The sequence below is a fragment of the Streptomyces sp. NPDC014991 genome (assembly GCF_043080665.1).
Classification (GTDB): Bacteria; Actinomycetota; Actinomycetes; order Streptomycetales; family Streptomycetaceae; genus Streptomyces.
Genome location: NZ_JBIBVY010000001.1, coordinates 833,493 through 848,019, shown reverse-complemented (window position 1 = coordinate 848,019; position 14,527 = coordinate 833,493). Strand labels below are relative to the sequence as shown.

Below are 14,527 nucleotides of genomic sequence, written 5' to 3'. Positions count from 1 at the left end.
ATCCGTCGACGCTTCCTCCCGGGGCCGGCTTTCCCGCTTCTCCGACAGGCTTCCAGCAAGGGCATGGTCGTGGCCGCCACCGCGACCGGCATCCCGTTCCAGTACGGCGGCGCCCGGCTCGCCGACTCCCACACGCAGGGTTCCGCCGGGGCGCCGGCCGGGAACGACGTCCAGGTTTCGGTGAACCCGGGCGAGGCCACTCCGCCCGGTGGCGGCCACAGCACACCGCCCAGCGGCGGGCCCCCGACGCCCCCGAGCGGCGGTGGGGGCGAGGATCATCCTGGGCAGCCGCACACCGGTGGTGACGCCCGGACCGTGATCGCGGTCTCGGCCGCCGGCGCCGCGCCGATCGCGGGCCGGACGTTCCTGCACCGGCGAGGCAGGGGCCGCCTCCCGCCGGTAGCGCGCCGGGTGCCGGGCCCGGGCCCGGCACCCCGCCGCGCCGCAGCGGTCAGCGCCCCACCGGCTCCGGCACCGTGTGACGCCGCGCGGCCCGGACGTCCCAGCCGGCCGGCCCCGTGCGCAGCCGCCGCCGTACCCCGCGCACCAGCGTGCCCGCAGTGAACGTCGCGCCGTGCACGAACCGCATCGCCGGGCCGAAGCCCGCGGCCGTGACCAGACCGGCCAGGAAGAGACCGGGGTACGACGACTCGAACTCCAAGCCCACCTCCGGCGCCCCGTCGGCGCCCGTCACCAGCAGCGCGCGCAGGTCGGGGGAGAGCAGCCGCAGCCGGTCGAGGCCGGCCCGGAACCCGGTCGCGGCGATCACGTGCTCCGTCTCCAGCACGGCCGGACCGCCCCGCCGGGCCGCGGTCTCCAGACGCAGCCCGCCCGGCACCTCATGGGCGCGCACCACCTCCCGGCCCGCTACCACCTCCACCTGCCGTTCCACCCGCTCGCGCACCCACCAGGCACCGGCCGGGCCGAGCGCGTCGGCCGCGATCCGGGTCCGGGTGCGCTCCGGCAGCCGCCGGTACAGGCCGGGCCGCTCGGCGTAGAACCAGTTCCGCCAGCCGGGGCCGAGTCCGCTGTGCGGGGAGCGGGCCGAACGCCACCAGGGGCGTTCCCAGGGCGGCGGCACCTCGTTCCAGCTCAGCCGGTCCGCGCGGGCCAGCACCCGGACCCGGGTGCCCTGCTCGGCGAGGAGCGCGGCCGTCTCCAGGGCCGCCTGGCCACCGCCGACCACGGTGACGTCCTGGCCGCGGAAACGGTCGAGCGAGGCGTGGTGGCTGCTGTGCGAGACCAGGGCCGGCGGCAGGCCGCGCAGGGCGGCCGGGATCTCGGTGAACGGCAGCACGCCCACGGCCACGACGACGGTCCGCGCGGCGAGCGTCTCCCCGTCCTCGGTGACGGCCTCGAAGCCGCCGGCGCGGGGCGCCACCCGGGTCACGATGCGTTCGTCGACCTGGGGGACGGCGTTGCGGGCGAACCACACGCCGTACTCGCTGAACACCTCCAGCGGGATCGGCTCGGCGTGCCGGGCCGTGATGCCGCGGAAGGCGCAGAACACGTCGAGCCGCCAACGGCCTGCCGGGTCGGACAGGTTGGAAGCCCACGGCTCCGACTTCAGGAACATGCCGCGGGGCATGTGGTCACGCCAGGACGCCATGGGCCGTCCGAGGACGCGGACGTCCAGGCCGGCCGCCGCGGCGTGCGACGCGATGGACAGGCCGTACGGGCCGGCGCCCACCACCAACAGGTCGTACATCAACAACTCGCTTTCTCGTCGTCGGTCAGGGCATGGGGGAGGTCCGGGACGCTCACCGGCAGGACCGTGCCGGGCCGGGGCCGCGGCGCCGGCGGTGCCGCCGGTCTCGCGCGAAGGGGCAGGCGTCCGGCGAGCCGGCCCGCCACATGCCGGGACCACAGCGCCCACATCACCCGGCCCGGCGCCCGGTCGTCCGGCGCGTACCAGGCCAGCTCGCGGCCCCGGGGTGCGGGGCGCAGCGCGGTCAGCGGCGCGTAGTTCTCCACGACGAACTCCCGGCCGGGCAGCGGCACCCCGGCCGGCAGTGGACGGTGTGTCAGGTCCAGGTGCAGGGCGCGTACGACGTCCAGGCCGGCGCTGTCGGTGAACAGCCGGAACTGGGCGCCGGGGCGTGGGTTGAAGTCCAGCAGGTGGTAGCGGCCGGTACGGCCGCAGCGGCGGAAGTCCAGGTCGAAGATGCCCCGGTAGCCCAGCTCGCCGGTGAGGCGTTCGGCCAGCGCGCGCACCTCGGGGTCCGGCGTCCACCGGCCGGCCGCCGTCAGACCCGCGCCGCGCGGCCACGCCAGCTGTTTGCGGCCGGATCCGCCGGCGCGCAGGACGCCGGCGCGGTCGGCGTACCCGTGGAAGAACCAGTCGCGGCCCGGGCCGGGCGGCAGGAAGGCCTGCAGCAGCAGCGGGCTGCCCGCCTCCCCGGTGCGCAGGTACAGCTCCCGCGCCTCCCGTGCCGAGTGCAGCAGCACGGTCGAGCGGAGCCCGCTGCCGGTGGGCACCAGCCAGGGCCGGCTCCACTTGGCCACCACCGGCAGGCCCAGCCGCCAGGTGGCCGCCGCCGCGTCCTCGGCGCTGTCCGGGATCAGGGTCACCGGGTGCGGGACATCGGTGGCGGCGCACATGCCGGCCAGTTGCGCCTTGTCGGCCACGCGCTCGGGCAGCGTGCCGGGCTGCCGCGGCAGCAGGTAGGCGGGCGCCAGTTCCTCCCGCAGCAGGCCGGCCGCGATGGCGCCGGCGTCGTCCATCGGGATCAGCACGGCCGGGCGGGCGACCCGGGCCGCGACCCGGTGGAGCGCGGCGGCGATCTCACGGGTGGACGCGCCGGGCGCCGGCGGCGGATGCAGCTGCCGTACGAAACGGGACGCGTGTACCGGACTTGCCGTGGAGTCGGCGACGACGTGCACCTCCACCCCGGCCCTGCCGAGTGAGCGCACGGCCCCCAGGGTGCCGTGGTGGAAGGGATTCCGGTCGATCCGCAGCAGCACCGCGGGGACCCGGTTGTCCAGTAGCGACACGGGCGATTCCTTTCTCTGGTCCGTTCGCCCGTGCGGGGGTTCGGGCCACCTGAAAGCCGTAACCGCACTGGCGAAATTCATATGGATATGACTGTGTGTCAATAAGAGGAAACGGACGGCGGAGACGCGGTCGAGCGGAGAGAGGGGCAGGCATGGCTCCACAGCAGCGACGGGACCGCTCCCGGCGGCTGACCGTGGTCGCGGCGGCGGTCGCCGCGTCGGTCGTCCTGGCGACCGGACCCGGGCTAGCGGCGGGGGCGGCGTGGGCCGCCGCCCCTCCCGCGCCCGTCCCGACGAGCCCGGGCCCCACCACACCGACGGCACCCGCACCGGCGACCCCGTCGGTCATCCCGCTCGCACCGGCGGCCCCGCAGACCACCCCGCAGGTCACCCCGGCCGGGCCGGCCGTCCCGCCGGCCGCCCCGTCCACGTCGGTACCGACGCGGACGGTCCCGCCGTTCGGGGCCTTCCTGGACTCCGGGGCCCGCGGGGTCGGCCGGCTGGGCGAGCTGAGCCACTGGCTCGGCGGGACCGAGCTGAAGGTCGCCCACACCTATCTGCCCGGCGGCCGCTGGCAGGACATCGAGGGCCCGCCCGGCTTCCTGGACGTCTGGGCGCACTGGCGGCGCGAGAAGGCCGACCGCACCCTCGTCCTCAACGTGCCGATGCAGGAGCGCAACGAGGAGAACGTCTCCGACTCCCAGGTGCGGCGGCTGCTGGGGCAGGCCACGGCCGGCAAGTTCGACCGTCACTTCAGGGCGCTGGCCGAACGGCTGGTGCGGCTGAAGGTGCCGGACACGGTCATCGTGCTCGGCTGGGAGATGAACGGCACCACCTACACCCATCGCTGCGGACCGGACCCCGAGGCCTGGAAGACGTACTGGAAGAGGATCGTCACCACCATGCGCTCGGTGCCGGGCCAGAGGTTCCGGTTCGACTTCACGCCGAGCCGCGGCCGGGACGCCGTGCCCTGGACCGAGTGCTACCCGGGGGACGACACGGTCGACATCATCGGCATGGATTCCTACGACCAGCCGAGCGGAATGTCGTTCGACGAACAGGTCGAGGAGCCCTTCGGCCTCCGGCAGCACGTGGAATTCGCGAAAGCCCACGGCAAGCCCGTCTCCTATCCGGAATGGGGCCTGTTCCGCAACGGTGACAACGCCGAGTACATGCGGCGCATGCTCGCCTGGATCGACGAACACCGGCCGCTGTACAACACGCTGACCGACTACTGCCCGCACGGTGTGTGGCAGTGCGCGGACAACCCCCGCGCATCGCGGGTCTACCGGACCGCCCTGTACGGCCGCACCGACCAGCCGGCCCCGGCGCCCACACCGACGCCGACCCCGTCCCCGTCCCCGGTCCCCGGACCCACGCCCACCACGAAGCCCCAGGCCGACTGCTCGCCGCTGGAACTCGGCGACTGGGTCGAGTACTGGCTCGGCGGAAAGCTGTGCATCCGCCTCGACTGGTGGTCGAGGAGCCGCTAGGGCCTCTCTTTCGGATCTTGCCGGGGTCGGCCATGCGGCGCCCGCGATCCCGGCCGGCCTGATCCGAAAGAAAGGCTCTAGCCCTGTCCGCGTTCCCGCCACCGGTGCAGCACCTCCCTGCCCCGCTGCCGGGTGGTCGCTTCGCACAGCGCGGCCGTCAGCAGCGGGGCGGTGCGCCGCCGGGCCATGAGGAACCGCTGGTTGACGACCCGTTCGGGCCGCCAGTGCTGCTTGTACGGCTCGGCGCCGCGCATCAGGCTCAGCGTGCCGGGCGGGCCGCTGCCGCAGTGCTCGGCGGACGCGTCCAGCAGCATCACCGCCACGTCCGCCTTCCGCTGCCGGAGGCTCGGATGGGCGCCGTAGAGGTAGCAGCCGACCAGCCCGGGCGAGAGCAGGGTCAGGTCGACGGCCACCACCTCGTCACCGATCCGGAACTCCGTGACCACCGCGCTGCCCGAGCGCACCATCGGACCCACCGCGCGCACCAGATGCTCCCGGAACCGGGGCCGCAGATGCTCGTCGGTCACCTTCCGCCCCTGCCACTGGAGCCGGTGCAGCTCCAGCAGGACGCCGAGCGTCGCCTCCACCTCCTCCGGGCCCACGGCCCGCCGCCGCACCCCGAGCGCGGCCAGCTTGCGCAGCTGGGCCCGCGCCCGCTGGCCGGACTTGCCCGACGGCAGCCGGGCGATCAGCTCGCCCATGGGCACGGCGGGCAGCTCCAGGCACAGTGAGTCGCGGACCGCGCGGCGCGGCCCGCTCCAGCGGTCGTACACCCGCTCGACGGCGCCGCCCGGGCGCACCTCGCGGAAGTCGACCAGCGCCGTGCGGGCCGCGTCCGCGAGCGCCTCGGTGAGCGCGCCGACGGCCCGACCGTCGTCGGTGTCGTCCAGCAGGACGTCCGCGTAGTCGGAGATCGCCCCGCCGAGCGGCACCAGCGCGGGCAGCGGCCGGCTGACCAGCATCAGCGGCGCGGCGGCCACCAGGTCTCGGCCGGCCCGCACCACCAGCAGCCGGAGCCGGCCGGGCCGGCCGTACGACAGCCACCACGAGTGCAGCCAGGCGTGGGTCTGGAACGGGGTCGCGGCGGCGCACCGCTCGTACAGCCGCCCCCAGTCCGGGGTCAGGGCCGCGAAGGCGGCCTCGTCGGTGACGACCTCCGTGGTGAGGACGGCCGGTGCGGTGCGCGCCGTGTACGTCGCGGTCACAGCTGGCCGTGCGCGTCGGCGGCGACGGCCGGGCCGGGCACCGAGGCCGGGCGCACCGTCTCGTCCTCCGGCCGGCGCCTCGGCCGGACCAGCAGCGCCAGTGCGCCGAGCAGCCCGCCCGCGCTCGCCCCGACCAGCCCGGTCACCTCGGCGGAGGCCGAGCCCGGCGCGCCCGGCCGCACCGCGCGGGAGAACTGGAGGAGTCCGACGTGCGTGCCGGCCTTGGCCGCGTCGGCGTGCCGGATGAGGGCGTGGGCGACCGCGTTGGCCATGTCGGTGGCCTCGGACGGGCGGGCGGAGCTGGCGGAGACGGCCACCATGGGGGCGTCCGGCGACGTCGCGGTGCGCACGCTGTCGCGCAGGGTCCGCGTCGGCACCCCCGCTTCCACCTGCGCGTCACCGAGAACCGCGAGCTGGGTGGCGACCCGGCCGTAGGCCTGGGCGAAACCGAGTGCGGTGGCGGTGTCGGACCGCTCCGTGGGAACGGCGATGACATAGCTGGTCGCCGTGTACTCCGGGGTCTTCAGCACGCCGTACCCGCCGCCCAGCAGTCCGCCCGCGACGACACCGGCGGCCACCAGCGACCAGGACGGCAGCGCGCGGGCGCGGGACAGCCGGGAGGTGCGGTGCTGCCGGGTGTGGTTGTCGGTCATGAGGGTCTGACCTCCTGAGGGGAGCGGGACTTCGGGACCGTGCGGGCGAGCGCCGTCGTGTAGACGTCCATGAGCCGGGCGGCGCTGCGGGTGATGCAGTAGTGGCGGGCCGCCTCCGGGGCGGTGCGCGGACCGGGCCCGGCGGCACGGACCCCGGTGAGCGCACGGGCGTAGGCGCCGGCGTCGCAGGGGACGCGCAGCGCGTCCGGGGCGGCGCCGGGCGGCAGGTCCTCCAGGGCCGGGCAGGAGGTGTAGCGCACGGGCAGCCCGGCCGCGAGCGCCTCCACGACCGCGAGTCCGAACGCCTCCTCGGGGGAGGGGGCGGCGAGCACGTCCATCGCCGAGGCCAGCGCGGGCAGACCGGGCCCGGACGAGCCGTCGGGCAGGTACGGCCGCTCGCCGGCGAACAGCACCCGGCCGGCGACCCCCGCCTTTCGCGCGGTCTCCCGCAGCGCGCGTTCCTCGGGTCCGCCGCCGACCAGCAGCAGCCGGCAGTCGTCCGGCAGCGCGGCCAGGGCCCGGATGACGACGTCGAAGCGTTTGCCGGCGACGAGCCGTCCGACGCAACCGACGACGAACGCGTCCCCGGGGAGGCCGAGTCGCTCCCGGGTGTGCCGGCGGGCCACCGGATCGAAGGCGAACCGCGCCAGGTCGATGCCGTTGGGCACGACCGCGATGCGCGGCGCGGGCACGCCCCAGCGGGTCAGCCGGGCGGCGACCGTGGGCGAGACGGCGACGGTCGACCGGCCCAGCCGCTCGCCCAGCAGATACAGCGAGCGCACGCCCGCGGTGAGCGGCCGGCCCTCCATCTGCGAGTCGCCGAGGGAGTGTTCGGTGGCGACGACCGCCCGCACCCCGGCCAGCCGGGCGGCGATCCGCCCGTACAGGCAGGCCCGGTAGAGGTGGGTGTGCACGAGGTCGTACCGGCCCCGCCGGACGATCCGGGCCAGCCGGGGCAGCGCGCCCAGGTCGCGGTTGCCGGCCATGCCCAGGTGCACCACCCGGACCCCGTCGGCCGCCAGCCCGTCGGCCACCGCCCCGGGTTCGGTCAGCGTCACCACGTCGCACTCGACGGGCAGATGGCGCAGCAGCAGCCGCAGCTGCTGCTCGGCGCCGCCCACCCCGAGCCCGGTGATGACGTGCAGCGCCCTCACCGCAGCCCCTCGACCGGCCGCCGGCGCAACCGGTGCAGCCGGTACTTCAGGAACAGGCGTACGCCGGTGTCGTTCTGCCCGACGTGTACGCGCGGCAGGACGTGCGGGCCGTTCAGCTCACCGGGGTCGATGGCGCAGGCGTAGCCGTAGCCGGCCTGCCGTACGGCGTCCACGGCGCGCCGGTCGACCGTTCCGTACGGGTAGCAGAAGCCGCGCACCGGGGCGCCGGTCAGCTCCTCCAGCGCGGCCCGGCTGCCGGCGGTCTCGGCCGCCAGCAGCGCGTCGTCGGCCCGGGTCAGATCGACGTGGCTGAGGCCGTGCGAGCCGATCTCGATGCCCGCCGCGGCGGCCCGCCGGATGCCGTCGGCGGTCAGCAGCGGCTTGCGCGGGCCCAGTGGGTCCCAGGAGTTGTCGCCACCGAGCCGGCCGGGCAGCACGAACAGGGTGGCCGTGCACTCCCGGCGCGCCAGTACGGGCAGGGCGTGGGCGACGAAGTCGGCGTACCCGTCGTCGAAGGTGAGACCCACCAGGTCCCGCCCCCCGCCCCCGGCCCGGGCGGCGAGCAGCTCACCCACGGACACCCCGCGCAGCCCCTGCCCGCGCAGCCAGCACAGCTGCCGGTCCAGCCGGTCGGGGGTGACCGTGATGCGGTACGGGTCGTCGGAACAGTCACCGACCGAGTGGTACATGGCGATCCACGGGACCGGGCCGGTGCCTGCGATGGCCGGGGCCGCCGCGCGGGCGAACTCAACGGAAGACGGCATGGGCGACCCTTCGGGTATGGGTGCGTACGGAACGGACAGCGGATGCGAGACCCCGGGCGTCCAGACCCAGCCCGAGCAGGACGAACACGACGATCACCGTGCTGCCGCCGGCGGCGAGCCCGGCGAGCGGGGCCGGGGACAGGCCCGCCGCGAAGGCACCGGCCACGGCGGCGGCCCCCGCCGCCGACAGCGGCCGGCCCAGCCCGCGCAGCACGGCCCCGGTGCGGATGGGCACGCTCCGGCGGCGCATCCCGGCGAGCAGCAGGCCGGCGGTGAGAGTGATCCCGGTGGCGTTGGCGGCGGCGATCCCGGTGACTCCCCAAGAGTCGATCGTCAAGGCGCCGGCACAGGACGTCGCGACGATCCCGGCGGTCATCGAGGCCAGCGGGTACCAGGTGACGCGGCCCGCCGAGAAGTACGAGCGGACCAGGACACCGGTCAGGGTCTGGCCGAGCAGCCCGAGCGCGTAGACCCGCATCACCCCGGCGGTCGCCGCGGTGTCCTGGGCCGTGAAGGCGCCCCGCTGGAACAGCAGCCCGATCAGCTGCGGCGCGCAGGCCACGACCGCCGCGGTGCCGAGCAGCACCAGGCGGGCGGCCAGCGCCAGGTCCCGCTCCACCCGGACCCGGGCCCGCTCGGTGTCCCCGTCGGCCAGTGCCCGCGCCACCACCGGGAACGTGACCGTGCACAGCATCATCGACAGGGTCATCGGAATCTGCGCGACCTTCTGCGCGTAGTTCAGGTGGCTGATGGCCCCGGCGGGCAGGCCCGAGGCGAGGAACCGCTCGATCAGCACCTGCGACTGCCGGCACAGCGCGAACAGCAGCACCGTGGCCAGCAGCCGCACGTCCATCGGCTGTGCGGTGGCCACGGCCCCGACGTCCGCCCTCCCCGGACGGCTGCGCAACTCCCTCACCAGCGACGGAAGTTGCACCAGCACCATCAGGCAGCCGCCCGCCGCCACCCCGAACGCGGCCGAACGCACGCCCCAGCGGGTGCCGAGCGCGTACATCGCCGTGACGATGCCGACGTTGTACGCGATGTAGATCGCGGCCGGCGCCAGGAAACGGCGGTGCGCCCGGAGCGCCGCGCTGGAGTATCCGGCGAGGCCGAAGCTGAGCACACAGGTCGCGGTGAGCCGGGTGCAGTCCACGGCGAGCCCCGGATCGGGCAGGCCCGGCGCGAGCACCGCGACGAACTGCGGCGCCGCGAGCGCGAGCAGTGCCCCGACCGCGGTGAACGCCAGCGCGAGCCGGGGCAGGGTGCCGGCGACCAGCGACCGCACCGGATCCCCCGGGGCGCCCTGGGCGCGGCGGGCCAGGGCCCGGCTGAACGCCGGGATCAGCGCGAACGCCAGCCCGTCCTCGATGAGCAGCGTGGCCGCGAACTCCGGCACGGTCCATGCCACCAGAAAGGCGTCCGTGTCCCGCCCGGCCCCGAACAACCGAGCCAACGACTGGTCCCGCATCAGCCCGAGCAACGCCGCCGCGATGGACAGCGACACGGTGACGAGCGTCGCTCTGGCGAGGAACCTGCGGGTGGGGTGAGGGAGGTCGGGCGGCGCGGGCGCGGGCGCGGGCGTCGGCCCGGCGGGCGGCGACGGCGGGGGTGGTACTGCCGTCGGGGCCGTCGGGGCCGGTGGGGCCGGTGGGGCCGGTGGGGTCGGCACCGGGTCCGCCGGGACGGTGGCATGGCCCGCTGCCGTGGCGCGATTCGCCGGATGGGGCACGGCCGACCGCGCCGTCGGCAGGGCGGCCCTGCCACCACCGGCCTCCGACACGACCGCGGGCCTGGACACGCCACCGGCCTCGGAGCCGGTCCCCGCGCCGGGAGCCACCGTGGGCCTCTGCGCCGTACCGGCTCTCGGCCACGCCCCGGCCCTGGTACGCCCTGTCGGCGTCGCCCCGGCCTCCGCACCCGGTCTTGCGCTCACTGTCGATGTGGGTGCCGACGTCGGTGCCGAACCGGCCTGCGGCCCGGAGAACGGACCGACCGTCGGGGTGGGAGCCGCACCGGCCTTCGCGCCCGGCCCCGGACTCACCACCGGCCCCGGTGCCACGCCGGTCCCCGGGTCGGAGCCCGGGCCCGGACCCCGGCCCGCACGCGTCGTCGGCTGTTCCGCGGTGGCCGTCTCCGGGTCCGGGGGCCCGCCGGTTGTGGGAGTCGTCATCGTGTCGCCCTCCGGCACTCCGCCGGAGAGCGGCGCGGGCGGGGCGGTGTCGTCGTCATCGCAGGGCCGCCTCACCCGTCACCGTTCCCCGTCCGGCCGGCACGGCGGTGCGCTCGTCGCAGGCGACCCGGTCGGCGCCGGCCAGCGCCCACCAGGCGACCAGTCCGAAGCACACCGCCGTCAGCACGGTCGACGGGCCGCCGATGTCGGCGTACGCGAAGTCCACGAGCTGCCACACCAGCAGCCCGCAGGCGACCAGCGCGCAGTCCAGGCCCCGGCCGCCGGCCGCCCGGGCCCGCCACAGGCCGCGCAGGGAGCACACCAGCAGGGCCGACCAGCCGCCCACCAGGCAGAGCAGCCCGATCAGGCCCTGCTCGCCGAGGACCAGCAGGTACATGTTGTGCGGGGACAGCAGCGGCTGCCGGCGGAAGGCGGCGCCCGCGCCCTCGGTGTCGCTGCCCGAGGACAGCCCGACCGAGGCGAACCCGTCGCGGTACTCGGGGAACCCCTTCAGCCCGACGCCGGTCAGCGGGCGCTCGCGCCACATCTCGCCGGCCGCCGCCCACATCGTGTACCGGTCGGTGACCGACTGGTCGGGCGCGTCGGTGACCTGGCCGATGCTGTCGATCCGCTCCTGGAGCAAGGCCGTACCCGTCCCGAACCCGCCCACCAGCACCACACCCACGGCCACCACGGCCGCCCCCACCCGCAGCGCCCGGCGCAGCCCGGACAGCACCAGCTGGACGGTGAGCGTGACCACGGTGGCGATCCAGGCGCCCCGGCTGAAGGACAGGGCGAGAGGCACGGTCAGGGCGAGCGCGCAGCAGACGGCGACCGCGCGCTCGTGCGCCGCACTCCGGCCGAGCGCCAGGCCCGCCGCGCACACCAGCCCGAAGGCCACCACCGTCGCCATACCCATCACGTCCGTCACCCCGAAGGTGCCGACCGCCCGGACGTCCTCGCCCTGGTAGGAGGCCCCGGTGCCGGTGAGGTACTGGTGCACGCCCACCGCCCCCTGCCATCCCGCGAGGGCCACGAACGACCAGGCCAGCAGCCGGAAGTCGGAACGGTGGCGGACGAGCAGCACGACGGCGGCGGGGACCAGCACGAAGACCTGGAGGTAGCGGCCCAGGCCGGTGATCCCGGCGCCCGGTGAGACCGCGTGCAGCGCGGCGAGCGCGACGCCGGCCACCGGGAGGCCGAGGACCACCGCGGCGGTCCGGGTGAGCGGGCGGCGGCGCGCCCGCAGCAGACGGACCGCGCAGACCACGACGACCAGCGCGGACAGCACGTCGGCGGGTCCGGCTCCGCCGTCGCCGCCGGGCGTGACCGGCAGCGCGAGCAGCGCCACCACGGCCACCACCGGCAGCACCGGGGAGAGCCGCGCGGGGCGGTGGAGCGGCAGGACGAGGACCATCGGTCAGCTCCCCGTGGAACGCACGAGCGCGGCGGCGGTGCGCAGCAGGATGCAGACGTCCTGCCACAGCGACCAGTTGTCGATGTAGGCGTTGTCGAAGCGGGCCCGGTCCTCGATGGAGGTGTCGCCGCGCAGCCCGTTGATCTGGGCGAGCCCGGTGACGCCGGTCGGCATGCGGTGCCGGGCCGCGTAACCCGGGTAGGTCTGGCTGAACTGCGAGACGAAGTAGGGACGTTCGGGGCGCGGGCCGACCAGGCTCATGTCACCCCAGAAGACGTTCCACAGCTGGAGCAGCTCGTCCAGCGAGGTCTGCCGCAGGAACCGGCAGAAGGGGCTCATCCTCCGTTCGCCGGCCACGCTCCACCGGGTGGCCGCCTCGTGCTCGTCGACCGGGCGGTGGGTGCGGAACTTCAGCAACGTGAAGGGGCGTCCGTCCTTGCCGATGCGCTCCTGCCGGAAGACCACCCCGGGTCCGTCGGTGATCCGCAGCACCACCGCGCACACCAGCAGCAGGGGGCTGACGAGCGCCAGCAGCGTCCCGGACACCAGCACGTCCAGCAGCCGCTTCCCGGCGCTCGTCCGCCGCCGCGCGCCGAGGTCAAGGCGGCGCACGGCGAACCCGGCCAACTGGTCGCGCGCCTCGTACGCCGGGCAGTCCGCGTCCACCTCCCAGACCGTGCAGCCCGACTCGGCGAGCGCCCGCAGCAGTGACACCTGTCCGGTGCGCACGGCCGGGTCGACGCTGAGGACGGCCCGCACCCCGTTCTGGACCAGGGCCCGCTCCACCTCGTCGGCGGTGGTGAGCACCGGCAGGCCGCCGGCGCCGTCCGGGTGGTCCGCGACCACGCCCACCGGCCGCACCCCGCAGCGCGGGTGCCTGAGCAGCGCGGCGGCCACCCGCTGCGCGGTCATGGCCGGCCCGATCACCAGGGCGCTGTCCGGCCGGCGCAGCAGCGCGGCCCGGCGCCACCAGTGCACGGCGCCCCGGCCCGCACAGGCCGCCACCGCGTGCACCGCCCAGCCCAGCAGCAGGGTGGGGACGGCGAGGGCGTGCTCCGGGTCATGGGAGGCGAGCACGGTGGCGAGGGCCAGCCAGACCACCGCGATCCGTCCGCACACCGCGGGCAGTTCGTCGAGGATGCCGGGGACCGGCCGGGCGCAGTGCGGGCGCAGCAGCAGCGCGCCGGCCACCAGGACACCGACGAGCACCGGCCGGCGGACGGCCTCGTCCAGCGCGCCCGCGCCCGCCAGCGCGGCGAACAGGTCGGCGGTGAGCAGTGGCAGCGGTGAGAGGGACGGCGCGGGCGGGCGCCGCAGCGGGAACCGGAAGCTGACGGCGGCACGGGCCGGGAGGACCGAGACGGGCGAGAACCCGTGGTCCCGTGGCTGCGCGCCGGGGGAGGGGACGGTACTTTCCGCAGTCACGAGTGAATGGGCTCCCTGTACTCGGGGGGCACGGGTTGGGCTGTTCCGCTGTCCGCCGCCGGGGCGGGGACGAGGAGTTCGCGGTAGAGGGCCGCGACCCGTCCGGCGGTGTGCCGCACGTCGTGCGTGGACAGGACATGCCGGCGCCCCTGGGCGCCGAGCGCCGCGCGCAGCGGCGGATCGGAGAGCAGCCCGGTGACCGCGCCGGCCAGCGCCACGGGATCCTCCGGCGGCACCAGGCAGCGCGCGGCGAGGGCGGGCGGCAGGCTCTCGCGGGCGCCGTCGACGTCGGTGAGTACGACGGGCCGGCCACAGCCCAGCGCCTCCAGCGGGGCGAGCGCCATGCCCTCCCAGCGGGAGGGCAGCACCACGAGGTCCGCGGCCCGGTACCAGGGCACGACGTCGGTGACGGCGCCGGCGAAGTGCACGCCGGGGTGCGCCTGCCGCCGCAGGGCCTCGCGGTCCGGGCCGTCGCCGACCAGTACCAGCCGGGCCCGCGGCAGCGCGTGCAGGACGTCCTCCCACGCACGCAGCAGCACGTCCTGGCCCTTCTGGCGGCAGAGGCGTCCCACGCAGACGACGAGGGGTGCCGCCTCGGTGCCGTCGGGGGTCTGCGGAGGGTGCCAGGGGGCCGGCGTGCCGACGGCGGGAGCCGGTGAGAAGCTGGTGGTGTCGATGCCGTTCGGGATGACCGTGTACGCCGCATGCACCCCGGCGCGTACGCCGGTCGTACGCTCCGCCTCGCTCACGCACACCACGCGGTCGGCCCAGCGCGCCCCCCACCGCTCCCAGCGCAGGGCGAGCGCCGCGGTGAGTCCGCCGACCGCCGTGAACGACCAGGCGTGCGGCTGGAACACGGTGGGCGTGCGCCCGCGGACGGCGAGCCGCGCGGCGAGCCCGGCCTTGGCGCTGTGGGCGTGCACCAGTGCGGGCCGCACGTCGTCGATCAGGCGTACGAGCCGCCGTACCTCGCCCGGCAGACCGGGGCCCGGGGCCCGGCCCGCCCGCCAGTCCCGTACGTCGGCGCCCAGATCCCGCAGGCCCGCGGCCAGTTCTCCGCCGGGGCAGGCCACCGTCACCCGCAGACCCGCCGAGAGCTGGGCCCGCGTCAGGTCGAGCACGACCCGGGCGACACCGCCGTCGACGGGTTGCGCGAGGTGCAGGACCCGGGGCCGTGGGTCGGGTGCTGGCTGGTGCATTAGCGGGATACCTCGCTCATGGGGGGCGCTCGGAACTGCGGTCGTGAACGCGC

11 protein-coding genes are annotated in these 14,527 nt (G+C 75.9%); 1 reads left to right on the top strand and 10 read right to left on the bottom strand.

What is annotated here, in order from left to right:
* Nucleotides 1–451: 451 nt before the first annotated feature.
* Nucleotides 452–1,708, bottom strand: coding sequence for an NAD(P)-binding domain-containing protein (locus tag ACF1BE_RS03815; RefSeq protein ID WP_392197342.1), 1,257 nt, complete (start codon nt 1,706–1,708; stop codon nt 452–454).
* Complete coding sequence (locus ACF1BE_RS03810) at nt 1,708–2,994, bottom strand: ATP-grasp domain-containing protein (protein ID WP_392197341.1); 1,287 nt, start codon at nt 2,992–2,994, stop codon at nt 1,708–1,710. The genes ACF1BE_RS03815 and ACF1BE_RS03810 overlap by 1 nt, the downstream gene beginning before the upstream one ends.
* A 152-nt stretch (nt 2,995–3,146) precedes the next feature.
* On the opposite strand from ACF1BE_RS03810, the gene ACF1BE_RS03805 reads away from it, so the two are divergent.
* Complete coding sequence (locus ACF1BE_RS03805; protein WP_392197340.1) at nt 3,147–4,487, top strand: glycoside hydrolase family 26 protein; 1,341 nt, start codon at nt 3,147–3,149, stop codon at nt 4,485–4,487.
* Between the two features lie 77 nt (nt 4,488–4,564).
* Here ACF1BE_RS03805 and ACF1BE_RS03800 read toward each other — a convergent pair whose 3' ends face one another.
* From ACF1BE_RS03800 to ACF1BE_RS03765, 8 genes are all read right to left on the bottom strand, one after another.
* Nucleotides 4,565–5,692, bottom strand: coding sequence for a GNAT family N-acetyltransferase (locus ACF1BE_RS03800; RefSeq protein WP_392197339.1), 1,128 nt, complete (start codon nt 5,690–5,692; stop codon nt 4,565–4,567).
* On the bottom strand, nt 5,689–6,345 hold the full coding sequence (locus ACF1BE_RS03795) for a lipopolysaccharide biosynthesis protein (protein WP_392197338.1): 657 nt from the start codon (nt 6,343–6,345) through the stop codon (nt 5,689–5,691). Before ACF1BE_RS03795 ends, ACF1BE_RS03800 begins: the two co-directional genes overlap by 4 nt.
* Nucleotides 6,342–7,499, bottom strand: coding sequence for a glycosyltransferase (locus tag ACF1BE_RS03790; RefSeq protein WP_392197337.1), 1,158 nt, complete (start codon nt 7,497–7,499; stop codon nt 6,342–6,344). Before ACF1BE_RS03790 ends, ACF1BE_RS03795 begins: the two co-directional genes overlap by 4 nt.
* Entirely contained in the window at nt 7,496–8,263 is a 768-nt protein-coding gene (locus ACF1BE_RS03785; protein ID WP_392197336.1) for a polysaccharide deacetylase family protein, read from the bottom strand. Before ACF1BE_RS03785 ends, ACF1BE_RS03790 begins: the two co-directional genes overlap by 4 nt.
* Complete coding sequence (murJ, locus tag ACF1BE_RS03780) at nt 8,247–9,932, bottom strand: murein biosynthesis integral membrane protein MurJ (RefSeq protein ID WP_392197414.1); 1,686 nt, start codon at nt 9,930–9,932, stop codon at nt 8,247–8,249. The genes ACF1BE_RS03785 and murJ overlap by 17 nt, the downstream gene beginning before the upstream one ends.
* 556 nt (nt 9,933–10,488) lie before the next feature.
* On the bottom strand, nt 10,489–11,850 hold the full coding sequence (locus ACF1BE_RS03775) for an O-antigen ligase family protein (RefSeq protein WP_392197335.1): 1,362 nt from the start codon (nt 11,848–11,850) through the stop codon (nt 10,489–10,491).
* 3 nt (nt 11,851–11,853) lie between these two features.
* A complete protein-coding gene (locus tag ACF1BE_RS03770) occupies nt 11,854–13,275 on the bottom strand; it encodes an exopolysaccharide biosynthesis polyprenyl glycosylphosphotransferase (protein ID WP_392197334.1) in 1,422 nt (473 codons plus the stop codon).
* Entirely contained in the window at nt 13,272–14,474 is a 1,203-nt protein-coding gene (locus tag ACF1BE_RS03765) for a glycosyltransferase (protein ID WP_392197333.1), read from the bottom strand. The genes ACF1BE_RS03770 and ACF1BE_RS03765 overlap by 4 nt, the downstream gene beginning before the upstream one ends.
* Nucleotides 14,475–14,527 lie beyond the last annotated feature (53 nt).

Coding starts and splice junctions, on each gene's coding strand:
- ACF1BE_RS03775 (WP_392197335.1), bottom strand. CDS start 11,850: ATGGTCCTCGTCCTGCCGCTCCACCGCCCCGCGCGGCTCTCCCCGGTG.
- ACF1BE_RS03785 (WP_392197336.1), bottom strand. CDS start 8,263: ATGCCGTCTTCCGTTGAGTTCGCCCGCGCGGCGGCCCCGGCCATCGCA.
- ACF1BE_RS03815 (WP_392197342.1), bottom strand. CDS start 1,708: ATGTACGACCTGTTGGTGGTGGGCGCCGGCCCGTACGGCCTGTCCATC.
- ACF1BE_RS03805 (WP_392197340.1), top strand. CDS start 3,147: ATGGCTCCACAGCAGCGACGGGACCGCTCCCGGCGGCTGACCGTGGTC.
- ACF1BE_RS03795 (WP_392197338.1), bottom strand. CDS start 6,345: ATGACCGACAACCACACCCGGCAGCACCGCACCTCCCGGCTGTCCCGC.
- ACF1BE_RS03765 (WP_392197333.1), bottom strand. CDS start 14,474: ATGCACCAGCCAGCACCCGACCCACGGCCCCGGGTCCTGCACCTCGCG.